At 42.7% G+C, this 13,830-nt stretch carries 5 protein-coding genes; 4 read left to right on the plus strand and 1 reads right to left on the minus strand.

All coding sequences use genetic code 11. The features are described 5' to 3' along the window. Positions 1 to 5 precede the first annotated feature (5 nt). Positions 6 to 1,037: a sulfite exporter TauE/SafE family protein gene (locus tag A9970_RS23385; protein ID WP_075993526.1), complete on the plus strand. Its 1,032-nt coding sequence runs from the start codon at positions 6 to 8 to the stop codon at positions 1,035 to 1,037. A 151-nt stretch (positions 1,038 to 1,188) separates the two neighbouring features. Next, entirely contained in the window at positions 1,189 to 3,633 is a 2,445-nt protein-coding gene (locus A9970_RS23390; protein WP_182983938.1) for a PIG-L family deacetylase, read from the plus strand. An 86-nt stretch (positions 3,634 to 3,719) separates the two neighbouring features. On the opposite strand, the gene A9970_RS23395 is transcribed toward A9970_RS23390, so the two are convergent. Next, on the minus strand, positions 3,720 to 6,011 hold the full coding sequence (locus A9970_RS23395; RefSeq protein WP_182983939.1) for a family 20 glycosylhydrolase: 2,292 nt from the start codon (positions 6,009 to 6,011) through the stop codon (positions 3,720 to 3,722). 262 nt (positions 6,012 to 6,273) lie between these two features. Here A9970_RS23395 and A9970_RS23400 point away from each other — a divergent pair, with 262 nt between their 5' ends. Together A9970_RS23400 and A9970_RS23405 are read left to right on the plus strand one after the other, a co-directional pair. Then, on the plus strand, positions 6,274 to 10,380 hold the full coding sequence (locus tag A9970_RS23400; protein WP_182983940.1) for a two-component regulator propeller domain-containing protein: 4,107 nt from the start codon (positions 6,274 to 6,276) through the stop codon (positions 10,378 to 10,380). Between the two features lie 327 nt (positions 10,381 to 10,707). Beyond that, complete coding sequence (locus A9970_RS23405; protein ID WP_182983941.1) at positions 10,708 to 13,830, plus strand: TonB-dependent receptor; 3,123 nt, start codon at positions 10,708 to 10,710, stop codon at positions 13,828 to 13,830.

Raw genomic sequence — 13,830 nt, forward strand, 5'->3', positions numbered from 1 at the left:
GAAATATGATTGCAAATTTAGTTATCCTATTTTTAAGCACGATAGTCGCTTTTTGGATCAGCGCTATCTGTGGAGGAGGGGCAAGTCTTATCCTTATACCTCTCTTGAATTTTATGTTACCTTCATCGGTCATTCCTTTCTCGTTGACTATCGGTACATTTACAAGTTCAGTCTCAAGAATAGTCGTTTTTAAACGGCATATCAACTGGAAAATCTTTTTATGGTTTGTACCGTTTTCCATTCCAGCTGTACTATTGGGGGGATATCTGATTAAATATATCGAACCCTCTTATTTGCAGTTGATTGTCGCGTTTTTCCTTATTGGAAATATCCCCCAATTATTTGGATCAAAAAATGCGGATTTGCCATCGGAAAATAAGTATTCGAAATCTTTTTTGGCAATTATTGGTTTTCTTTCCGGCTTTATTTCGGGAATTACAGGTGCGATTGGGCTGCTGTTCAACCGGTTCTATCTGAGAATGGGCCTTTCCAAAGAAGAGATTATAGCCACCCGTGCCGCAAATGAAGTGTTTTTACATCTCGTAAAGCTTATTATTTATATTATTTTAGGTTTGTATTCTAAGGCAGCCTTGGGACTGGGCTTGGCTATTGCCATAGCAACAATAGTCTCTTCAGTGACAGTCAAATTTATATTGCCCTATGTCAGTGATCAGCTCTTTAAAAAAATCGGTTATGGCGCTATGGTGGTTTCGGGAGCAGTATTGCTGGTTGGTAGTTCGCGTAAGATTGTCGATCAGGATAGTTTGCTGATTAGCTTCGCTCATTCGCCAAATAAAACCGAGCTTACTTTGAACTGGAGAGAAACAAATCTTGTCTTGGAATATAGTAAAGCTCACGGTCTGGAATTCGAGCGATCTATTCACTGGACTGGTCTGCCGCTTCAGCTCCGGCAAAAATACTTTACCCTCAGCAAAAACCATAGTAGTATCCATATCGAAAAGGTTATGCAGTTTAGCAAAGGAGCCAGCTATGAATTTTACGCCCATAAAGAAGGTGTATTGACACGATTAGATTAGTGTTTTTTTACGAGCAACATGTTTGTTTTTAACCCTAATCCTCCATTATAATTAATACTAATTCTTTATTAAAATATATAATCTACCTATTTAGTAGTTTATTGAAAAATATTCCTATATTTGAGCCGTAGAAATATTTAGTAGGAAGGATATGGCATTGGAATATTTAGCACAACAGGCACACGAACAACATTTAGATCAGGCTTTTTCGCGTAAAGAACAAATGATGATGCGTGCGTTATGTAGGCTTAAAATGTCTGATCGTGTTTTATATATCGGTGCTCATCCGGACGACGAGAACAATAAATTGTTGACCTTTTTGGCTCAACACCAGTTGGTCGATACGGCCTATCTTTCTGTGACGCGTGGTGAGGGTGGACAGAATTTTATAGGCACAGAAAAGGGACTGGATCTGGGTGTACTTCGGGTGCAGGAATCACTTGCGGCTCGTGCAATTGAGGGAACAAAACAGTTCTTTACACGTGCTAAGGATTTTGGATTTGCAAAATCTGTCGATGAAACGCTGGCACGATGGGATGAAAATGGTGTACTTGCCGATATGGTTTGGACCATCCGTTATTTTCGACCTACTGTAATTGTAACACGTTTTTCACCGGATGTCCCGGACTCACATGGACATCATCAGGCCTCAGCAATTCTAGCGGCAAAGGCTTTTGATCTGGCCGCTGATCCATCAGCTTATATAGAACAGCTATCCGAATTGGAGCCTTGGCAGGCTCGGCAGCTGTTGTGGAATGTGTATCAGGACAGTGGTGTTAAGGATATCGGTGGAGAAGTAAGGCCTTTGCCAGCGTATTTTTCGCTGCATATTCCAGTGAGACACGGCTCTTTGGACTTTCATTATGGTGAGATTGCTGCAGAAAGCCGTAATAGACATCGCTCTCAGGCCATGGGAAGTCTGGTTCGGCATCAGCCTAGCACCGAATATTTTGAATTATTAAAAGGTACACCGATCAGTTCGGAGAAACAGCAGGCTATTTTTAAACAATATACTGCTCAAGATTCTTATTCACTCGTATTTAATCGCTTGGTGGACGACCTCATTGCAAAATGTGAGTCAGATACAGCAGAACTTGTCTTGGAGCTTGGAACGATTTTATTTTGGATGAGGATTGTTCCCGATGGTCATGTTATCCATGAAAAGCGAGCTGAGGTAGAGCGTCTTCTGCTCGACTTTGCTGGTGTTTCTTTGGAAGTACAGGCTATTGAGGAACTGTGGGTACCAGGGACCGAGGTTAACATGGTCCTGAATGCGCATATCCCATCGGAATCCAATCTACAGCTGACCACGGTGAAAGTTCCATTTATTCGTAACGGAGAGCAAAAAGACTTTACTTTGTCACCTTCGAAGACGATCCATTTAAATGGTCAGCTTCTGGATACGATTTTACCTTCTTTTCCAACTTGGCTTAGTGCTGAGGGCGATGCACATAACTATGCGCCGGCGTCGCCTGCTGATGTTGTATTGACACAATTTGGGACTGAATTGTCTGTTCATTTGGAACTGCAGTTTGCTGGCTTACCGATTGCGGTTAAGCTACCTGTAAAACATGCTGCTGGTCCTGTTGCAGTTGCCCCTCCGGTGACAGCAACTTTTGAGTCGGATATCGTGGTGCTCTCTAATGCAACCAAACGTTCAATTGCTTTAGAGCTGCAATCTAATACCCCCGAAGCCTTAGCCATAAAGGTTAAGCTTACGCTACCGGATGGGCTCGATGTATTTCCGAAAGAAATTGAACTCAATATAGCGGGTAATGCAACCGAGAAGCTTAGCTTTGAGTTGAGTTCGCCTGCGCAGCAAGAATATATTCAAGAGATCGGCTTTGAGATTGAGACGGCTACAGGGCGGTATCCGTTCACATCCAGAAGTATTGTTTATCCACATGTTAATCAAGTAACTTACTTTCCCAAGGGCATATTGCGGGTGCTAAATTTACCCGTGAATATTACGGCCCAGAAAGTTGCTTATATTTCGGGGATGAACGATGAACTTGCAGGGAGCTTACGCCAGCTTGTTGGTCATTTGGAGATTATTCCATTTGAGTCAATTGGGGAAATGGATCTCTCAGGCTTTGATGCAGTGGTTTTGGGAATACGAATATACAATAGCCATCCGCTAATTACGGGATTTCATCAGCTTTTTCGTGACTATGTTGAGCAGGGCGGTGTATTTATAGGGCAGTATAATACGCCGTATGATTTGCATTTGACGGAGGTTGGAGCTTATCCTTTAGTGGTTTCCCCGGAAAGAATTACAGATACGGAAAGCCATATATCATTTTTGAACCCTTCCCATCGCATATTGAACTACCCTAATGTAATCGGACAGTATGATTTTCAAAATTGGGTGCAGGACCGGGCACTTTTTTTACCTCAAAAATGGGCTTCGGATTTTGAACCGATACTGCGTGGGCAAAATGGAGATAATCGTACGGAAGATGGGTTATTGCTACTGCACAAAAAAGGAAAAGGTTATTATATCTATAACAGCCTGTCGCTGTTTAGACAACTGCCAGCAGGAGTAGCAGGGGCATATCGGCTTTTTGCGAATATGTTATCCCTAGCTTCGCGTTAGACCAGAATCTTGTCGGGTAAAAAAAATCCCCAGTGCGTATTGACTGCACTGGGGATGGTATAACTGCTATTTTATGTCGATTTTTTCTAATCCTTTTTATGGAAAAAAGACGCTTTGGGAATATCGATCACTTTTGAATCATTGACATTGTACTGAAGTTTTAAAGTGAAACCTCCTCCAGCTTCAAGGAAATCTACAGCAATTGGGTGGTAGCCTGCTTCTAGCGCAATCTGTCCGCTTTTCATAATCGGTGCATGCTGTCCGTCATTATCAACGACAAGCTGATCATGTATCCGCAGGACACCACCATCATCACAAGTAAAATAGAAATTATAGATTCCTTTTTCTTTGACGTAGAGGTATCCTCTTATTTCTGCCCCAAAAGAAGGCATTTTGATGGTATCGCTTAGCGCTACATTGCTAATCACTTCCTGACGCACTTCGGGACCCGAAATGGCAGAAGTATTGGTAAAAGTTCCATTGAAAAATGTCGCCGTAAGACCCGGAACCACAGTGCTTTCATCAACTTTTATGCCCTTTTTCCAAGTATCATTTTTAAAATCAACCTGATAGAGCTCACTTTTTGCACCCGAAGGCGAGATTGTCGCAAAACGAATAGGGCCTTCTTTTTTAACGACAAGAGAGCCGTTCAGCACTGCGCTTTGCTTTGTTGGAAGACTACCATCAGTAGTATAATGTATTGGATTTTGGGGAAGTTCATTCGAGACTTTTAGTGTAGATTGTCCGTCGACAATTACCTGTGTTTCGGCGAAACCGTTGAGGTCTGGCATACGATACCGTAAACCCATTTTGTTCCAGAGTCCAAAGTGTGCAATCACTCGATTTCTATAGCTATCATACAGGGATTTGTTGGTCCATACGCGTTCCGATAAAGCACTTAAACGTGGGAGGATCATAAACTCTAACCGCGCGGTTGAGGGGATCATTTCTGTCCAGATATTGGCTTGTGCACCTTGGATCAAATGTGCTTTTTGGCTGGATACATCCGAAGGGACCACGCTCATATTGTACACGGCATCTAGGCTGCTGCTATTTGGAAGGTAATCAAAATAAAGCGGATTTGTAGGTGTCATAACGACCCTGTGACCACGGTTAACAGCTTCCATAGGTGCGTTTTTTACCCAGCCACGCCAGTACATGACCATCATGCTGGTATCGGAACTGCCGTCCAGTATTTCATCCCAGCCGATACTCTGTTTATTTTTTGAACGGATAAAATTGTTCACTCTTTTGACGAAATAACCTTGCAGATCATGTAAGTTAGGTATTTGCTTTTCTTTCATAAAAGCCTGCGCAGCCGCTGATTTTGACCAGGAGTCTTTTTCCACCTCGTCGGCACCAATGTGAATATAGTGTGATGGGAATAGCTCAATGATTTCGCTTAGTACATTCTCAACAAAAGTATAACTGCTTTCTTTCCAGGGGCTGATCGGTACAGAAAATTGTTTTCCCCAGCTCGCGGACTGACTGTCCAATAGGAGTTCGGGATAGGCCTTTGTAGCCACCATCATATGCCCTGGCATATCTATTTCCGGAATGATTTCTATTTGTCGGCTGCCCGCATAAGCTACAATGTCCCTGATATCCTGTTGTGTATAAAAACCGCCATATTCTTCCTTTCCGTTTGTTGTGCGGATCAATTCCTTAGGCAGATTAAAATCGGGATTTTCCTTGGCTTTCACAAAGCAGGCAGAATCCTGATTGTTATACGTCCGCCAAGCCCCTTGTTCGGTTAGTTTGGGGTATTTTTTGATTTCTATGCGCCAACCTTGATCGTCTGTCAGGTGCAGATGAAATTTGTTGAACTTGTAGGTTGCAAGTAGATCGATAAATTTATAAATATAATCTTTTGGAAAAAAATGACGGGCTACATCGAGTTCGACACCTCGCCATTGGAAAGCTGGCTCGTCTTTGACCGTTACATAGGGAAGAGCAAGCTTAGCTGTTGTTCCTGAGAGTAAATATAATTGCTGGATTGTCTGTAATCCATAAAATGCACCCTTTTCAGATGCGGCGATGATCTGGACACCTTTTTGATCTATGATCAATTCATACCCCTCATTTGAGAGCCCTTGATTTTTAATCAATTGCAACGTAGCGCTGGCTTTCTTTACGTTTTTTTTGTTCAGTTTCCCGAATAGGGAATGGTCGATCCATCCCGATAATGATTTAGAAGATAGGGCTGGATCAATATAGTAACCCAATTCTTGACCCTTTAGCTGAAAAAGGCCTGGCTTAGCCTCCAATTGCTGCGGAAATGGAATGAGTTGAGGAAGTGCATTTTTTTGTTGCGCAAAATTTAGTGTCGGCAGGTACAGGGCACAGGATAGGAGTAAGGTTGAGAAGATTTTATTCATGAACGTGTTTTTTGTGATTCACAAGTGTTATTAGATTTTGTTGCAATATACCAATATTTCAGGTATTGGCAGGTAATTTTAGTTGATCAATATTCCGTGAGATTGTGCGCAATATTCCTCTTGGTACTATTATAAATGTTTGTTTGACATTTATATATTTATTCTTATCTTTAACTTGAAAATAACCTTTATTTGAATGGGCCTATGTTGTGTTTATATCCTGAATATTTTCATTGTATAGTTGTTGTGGTGCTCAATAATTTTGCAAAAAGTTGCAAATGGATTGGGGCGAATGATAGTCGGCAAAGGATCCCATTCAAGAGAACAGGTTGGTGTTGTTAACTTATTTGGTGGTGGCGGAGCTATGAAAAATTTTCTCATTATTATTGTTTTTCTTTGGCAGTTGGCCTATGTTTATGGACAGCCCAACAATGCCCATTTTTTTTCCCTTCAAGATGGCTTAAGCAATCAGCAGGTACTGGATATCGTGCATGACGATGAAGGATTTATGTGGGTAGCCACAGAGCTAGGGCTGAACCGTTATGCGGGTAAGTCTTTTAAATCGTATTATGCCGCCGATAAGCAGGACGGTCAATCGATCAATAGCAATGAAATTAATACGTTGCTGTATGCAGACAGGAAAGTGTATATCGGAACAAGGTCCAATGGGCTGAATGTGCTTGACCTAGGCACAAATAGATTCAGTTATTATACACATGATGCAGCTAATCCAAAATCCATAGCCACGAATGATATTACGGATATGATTGAAGGCAAGGATGGGAAATTGTGGTTAGCGACCTACCATCAAGGGGTGCAGCATTTTGATCCGGTAACGGGAGAATTTAGTCATTTCAATAAAAAGAATTTTCCGGGTCTTCCCGAAAATAGCATTTGGTCTCTGGCCGAAGATCAAAAAAGAATGCTTTACATCGGGCATGTTAACGAAGGTTTAACAATAATGGATCCCATTAGCCATTCTTTGAAAAGACTAACTAATCACAATACCTCCGGACAATTACCAGATAATGAAATTAAAGTTTTGTTTTGTGATCAAGCCGGCAATATGTGGATAGGGACCCGAAAGGGGCTGGCTGTGTATCATCCAGCTTCCGGTAAACTACAGCAGATTTCTTTGGCAGGATTGGCAAAAAATGGAAATGAACCTTTTGTATATGCGATTAAGGAAATTGGCCATACGTTGTGGATAGGGGCCGAATCGTCGCAACTCTTTTTATTGCAGCCGAGCTATGGTTATGATAAGCGTATTGAAGCCGTACAGCATGTAGAGCGTTTTGATCTGGGGAAAGGCAATAATACGATGGTTCAGCATATTACTCCCGATCGGTTTGGAAACGTTTGGCTAGCGTTATATGGTGGTGGCTTGGGAGTTGTGAGTCATATTGCCCCCTTCTTTAGTGTCTTTCCATCAGACAATATGCTGCCGGATCGACTGGCAACAGTGAGCAATGTATTGGTGGGTGAAAATCGGACAATACGTTTGGCGACTGAAGGTTCAGGTCTAGTCGAAATGAATGCGGAAGGGCGTTTATTGAGACAGATTACCAAAAAGAATGGTGGGGCAGACGATTTCCTGCTAACAGCTTTTAAGGATCAGCATCAACATGTTTGGCTCGGATTACGTAAAGGTGGAATTGCCGTTCAATATGCTGGATCGTCCGTTTGGAAAACCATTGATTTAGGTGAGCCTGTGACGGAGGTACGCGCGATTTATGAGGACCATTTGGGACAGATCTGGTTTGCAGCACATCAAGGGGTATTTATATACGATGAAGGAAAGGGGCATGTCCAGAAGCTTTTGATCAACAAACCAATGCTTGGCGATTATGCGCCCCGAACGTTGATGGAAGATGGCCAACACAACATGTGGGTCGGAACTTATGGGCAAGGACTCTATGTTTACGATCCTCAGCATAAACTGCTTCGAAAAATGGACAAGGGTAATGGCTTGCAAAATAACACGATTAATCATTTGTTGCGGGATAGAAATAACAATATCTGGGTGGCTACAAATCAAGGACTGGCTGTACAGGAAGCGGGTAAGAAGATTGGTGATCTGTCTCTATTGATGCCTCCGGGAGGGAATGCATGGCTTTTTGTCAATGGACTCGCAGAAGATCAGACCGGAAATATTTGGTGTTCGACCAAATCGGGGATGTTACGCTATGTCCCGAAAGAAAGACGTTTTCTACAATATGACCAGTCTTTCGGTTTGCCTTTGGGAGGTTTTATCAATGCAAGTGTAGGAAAAGACAGTGAAGGTCGACTGTATTTTGGGATGCAGGAAGGAATGTGTTATTTCAACCCAGCCACAATCCCGTCCAATTTACCAACCTCGCCCCTAAGTATTAGCCGATTTATTGTTTTTCGATCCGGAGAGTCCGGTACGCAGGTCGATAAATATCCCTCGCCGACAAAGGCGATTGAACTCAATTATGATGAAAATAGCTTTCGTATCGAACTTGCTGTTATGGACTTTGCTCTAGACGGTTTGGTCGAGTTTGGCTATAAATTGCAAGGGCTTAATAATGACTGGATTTTTCTGGGAAACGAGACCAACCTCGATTTTCGTAATATACCCTACGGTGAACATGAGTTGCTGATTCGTACCCGGATGAAAAATGGGCAATGGTCGCAGGACTACCAGCATCTATTGATCAACATTGCGCCACCTTTTTATCTCAGTTTATCCGCCAAGATCGTGTATCTGCTCCTTGTGCTGCTAATTGGATATATTATCATTTCTTTCTATTTCAAAAAAATGAAAGCCGAATCCGAACTAAAACTGAAAGAGCGGCAACATGTGCAGGACGAACAGTTACATGCAGAGCGCCTAAATTTCTATACGCATATAACGCACGAGCTACGGACACCTTTGACGTTGATTCTAGGCCCCCTTGACGACCTGTCCCAAGAGCAGCAGCTTACTGAAAAACATCGCGAACTGGTTCAGACGGTACAGAAAAGCGCTAATAGACTCTTCACATTGGTCAACCAGTTGTTGGAATTTAGGAAGGTAGAATCGCAGTTTAAACCCTTTGTACCCGAAGCTGGGTCTTTGGGAGAAATGCTCGCAGATCTTGCCCATAAATATAAAACATTGAATCACAAACCTGGTCTTCGGGTGTTGTCTGAACTCCCTGTGAGGGATTCACGTACGCTATTTGATGCTGAAATCGTACAATTGATCGTCGATAATTTATTGTCGAATGCCTATAAATATACCGAGTCAGGTTATATTAAACTAAGCTTGCATTACGAAGAATCGGATTTGGACCATTGGGCGGTGTTGTCCGTAGAAGATACAGGAGTAGGTATTGACAAAGAAGATATCGGTAGGATTTTTGAAAAGTATTATCAGGTTGCGGGTACAGGTACTCAGGGTACGGGTATTGGTCTGGCCTTGGTGAAAGAACTTGTGGCGATCCATCATGGAAAGATTGATGTGAATAGTACATTTGGTCTTGGTACCACCTTTACAGTAAAATTGAAAACCGATCGATTACCTGTTGAGAATGGCGAGCTGCCTGTTTCTTCGCAACGTCCGCTAGTGCTATTGGTTGAGGATGATCTGGAACTTCGTGAATATCTGGGAAGTACCTTGCAAAGACAGTATGATGTAGTGCTCGCCGAAAATGGAACTGTAGGCTATCAAATGGCGATGGCTAGAGTGCCCGATTTGGTGATCAGTGATATTATGATGCCCGATATGGATGGTTTTCAGCTTGTACAGCAATTGAAACAGGAACGTAGCACAAGTCATATCCCACTGTTGCTATTGACAGCAAAAAACACCGATGCAGACCGACAACGGGGCTATGATCTGGGGATAGACTCCTACCTGATCAAACCAGTTACAGCAGCTTTACTTTTCAAACGTATTGACAATCTATTGAGCCGACAGAAACAGATCAATGAACTGATTTTGGAAAGTTTAAATACAAAATCATCTTTTTCAACTACCAATATAGAACTAGAACAAAAGCCTACGGAGGAACTCTGGCGTGAAAATGAATTTGTTCAGGATTTTATGCAGATCGTCGAACAGCATATGCAGGATGAGGTATTGGATGCTGCTACCCTCGCTGATCGCATGAATATGAGTCAGTCTACCCTTTATCGGAAATTGAAAGGCATCACAGGGAAAAATATCAATCAGCTCGTACGTAAGATACGTATCCATAAGGCGGCAGATCTACTTCGGACCGGGAAGTATAACGTGACTGAAGTGTCATTTATGGTCGGAATCAATAGTGCGATTTATTTTCGGCAATGTTTTAAAGAGGAGTTTGGCCAGCTACCTTCCGAATATCAACGATCCGACAATAAAGCTCGCGTAGTGTATTAAAACAATCCACATCAGATAAGTATGCCCCTACTATTTAAACATAGCTAGGGGCATAGTTTTTTCGTAGATCAGTTTGAAAAAAAACATAAAATATGCCTTAAATATATTTAAAAAACTGTTTTTGACTAAAAAATATATGTTTTTTGACGGATTTGTGTACGATAGAATGCTGCAAAATCGGCTAAGTTTGAGGTATTAATCCAATTATAAATCTAGGTAGGGGTGGCAACGATGCAAAAGAAATAACCAAAGTAGACCGTAGTTTACCATCATATTGTCTTGTCCGGCTAGATTGTATTATTTACTGTTTAATTCGTATTGAAATTTATGAAAAACTTAAAGATTGCTTCTTTTTACACCATGTTGAGCGTGATGCCAACATTGCTGTATGCGCAGGAGAAGGTTACGGGACAAGTTTTCAACAAAGCAAACGAGCCTATCGTTGGTGCGAGTGTACTCCTCCTGGAAGGGGGGAAGGGAACCTCAACAGACAAATCGGGGAAATTTGAGCTGAATGCTAACAAAGGAACGCTCGTCGTGTCATTTGTTGGGTATAAGACTCGTCGAGTTCCATTGGATGGAACAACAAATTTAAAAATCCAGCTCGAGGCAGATGAAAATGTATTGGAGGATGTCGTCGTTGTTGGTTATGGTAAACAGTCCAAACGTAATATTACAGGGGCGGTAAGCAATATTAAATCAGAGGATATTGTACGGTCGTCATCGACGACGACTGCTGGGGCTTTGGCAGGAAAGGTGCAGGGGATCTCAGTGCGTGCCAAAGACGCGCGTCCCGGTCGTGGTGCAGCGATCGAAATCCGGAATATGGGCTCGCCTTTATATGTAATTGATGGTGTTGCTTATGGAGGTCAGGAAGGTACTGATTGGGTTGGTACACAGAATGGCTCCGGCGCAGATATCTTTAATTCACTGAATCTAGAAGATATTGAGAGTATCTCTATTTTGAAAGATGCCGCCGCAGCAGTATATGGATTCCGTGCTTCCAGAGGTGTTGTATTGATTACCACCAAAAAAGGCGCAAAAGGAGAAAGTGCAAAAATCAATATTAATGGCTACCAAGGCTGGCAAAATTTGACACGTTTTCCGACCATGGCAAACGCTAAACAATACACACGTGGATTGGTTGAGGCCGCACAGAATGAAAACCGCGACCCGAAGACGGTATATACGCCCGAGGAGTTGGCGAAATGGCAGGCAGGGACAGAGCCCGGCTACCAAGGCTATGATTATTATGACATGGTGATCCGTAAGAATATTCCACAGCGATACATCAATGCCAATGTTACCGGTGGAAATGAAAAATCCAATTACTTCCTGTCATTGGGCCACCTCAATCAGGATGCAATGATCAAGGATTTCAATTATAAGCGAACCAATTTCCAGGCCAATATGGAAGCTGAGGTACTCAAAGGACTTACTGTCGGGACGCAGATTTCAGGAAGACATGAGGGCACACAGGATGTTGGCTTACCAGGTGGGGATGGATACTTCTCGTCTATTTTGGCTATTATGAAAAATAGGCCGACTGTAGGTCCCTACGCAAATGACAATCCGGAATATATCAATCATACCAATGATTTTCCCTATAACCCGGCTCTCTTTAGTCGCGATATTGCCGGCTATAAAGACAATAAATACCTTGCTGGAAATGTGAATCTCTTTGCGGCCTATAAGACAAATTTTGGTTTGTCGGCAAAAGGAACTGTTTCTTACAACTATACCAACAATAAATTTGAAGGCTTCCAATATACCTATGATGTATATCGGTACGAAAATAATGCCTATAAGCGTACTGGTGGAAGTGATGCTGGCTGGCGTTACGATACCACGAGGGAGATTGTTTCCCGCTTTGCACAGTTCCAGATCGATTATAACAAGCAGATCGGCGATCATACTTTCGCGGGAATGTTAGGCTATGAGCGTTCAGATTGGGACCGGACGTATAAGGCATTGGGCGCAAATCCTTCAAACAATTATATTCCGTTGTTAAGACTGTCGGAGCTCAATAGTTTGGCCGATGAATGGGCTTACGAGGCTCGGGCTGGATATATTGGCCGTATCAACTACAACTACAAGGGCAAGTATCTTCTGGAGGTACTGGGCCGTTATGATGGTTCCTTTAAATATTATGAAGGTAAACGCTGGGGATTGTTTCCAGGAGCATCGGTAGGTTGGCGTATTTCGGATGAAGGGTTCTTTAAATCCTTAAAATCTGTGGTGAGTGACCTTAAAATCCGTGGTTCGATCGGACAAACAGGACTTGAAGAGGGCGTGGGAATGCACGATTACCTTGCCGGGTATAATTGGGCGGCTGGAAGTGCTGTCTTAGACGGAGCCTATGTGCCCGGGGTACAGCCTAGAGGTTTACCAGTTCGCAACCTCTCCTGGGTTAAAAACACCAATTATAACATGGGTATCGATGCGACACTGCTGAAAAATAAGCTGACATTGACGGCCGATATCTTTAAAATTATCCGTACTGGATATCCTGGCAAACGTTACGATGTCCTATTACCAGCCGAAATCGGTTATGATCTTCCCAATGAAAACCTCGGTAAGAACGGCTATTATGGAGCCGAAGGTATCATTACCTATACCGATAAGGTCGGTGAGCTTAACTATGTTGTCAGTGGGAATATGACTTTTTCACGTTATCGTGACCTAGAAACCTATAAGCCTCGTTTCAGTAATTCGTGGAATGAATACCGTAACTCGATTGAAGACCGCTGGGGCGGAGTATGGTGGGGATACCAAGTAGTTGGACGATTTCAGTCGGAAGAAGAGATCCGCAACCATCCGATCAATAATGATGGTCAGAACAATAGGACGCAACTTCCTGGTGATCTGATTTATAAAGATGTAAACGGCGATGGGGTTATCAATGATATGGATCAGCGTCCGATCGGTTATCCGACGGGTTGGGCACCGATGATGAGCTTCGGTGGTCGGATAGGACTTGACTGGAAAGGCATCAACTTAAATATTGATCTGGCCGGTGGTGCGGTGCAATCCTGGTTTCAGGATTATGAATTACGTAATGCTTTCCATGGTGGGGGTAATTCTCCAGCTTATCTACTTGAAGATAGATGGCATCGCAAAGACCCTTATGATCCAAACAGCGAATGGATTCCGGGACGCTACCCTGCGATTCGTAACGGCAACTCGGGTCCCAATAGTCGAAATAGTGATTTTTGGTTGACCAATGTACGTTACCTGCGTGTCCGCAACCTGGAGGTTGGATACAATCTGCCAAAAGCATGGATTCAAAAGATAAAGGCCGAAAAAATACGGTTCTATATCAATGCCTCAAACTTGATTTCTTTTGACAATGTCAAAGACTACCAGATTGATCCCGAGATCGAAGCGAGAGCAGCAGTAGTATATCCACAGCAAAGGGTATTTATGGTTGGATTTAATATGACTTTTTAA

Origin of the sequence: Sphingobacterium sp. UME9 (assembly GCF_014170215.1) — a bacterium.
GTDB classification, from domain to species: domain Bacteria; phylum Bacteroidota; class Bacteroidia; order Sphingobacteriales; family Sphingobacteriaceae; genus Sphingobacterium; species Sphingobacterium paramultivorum.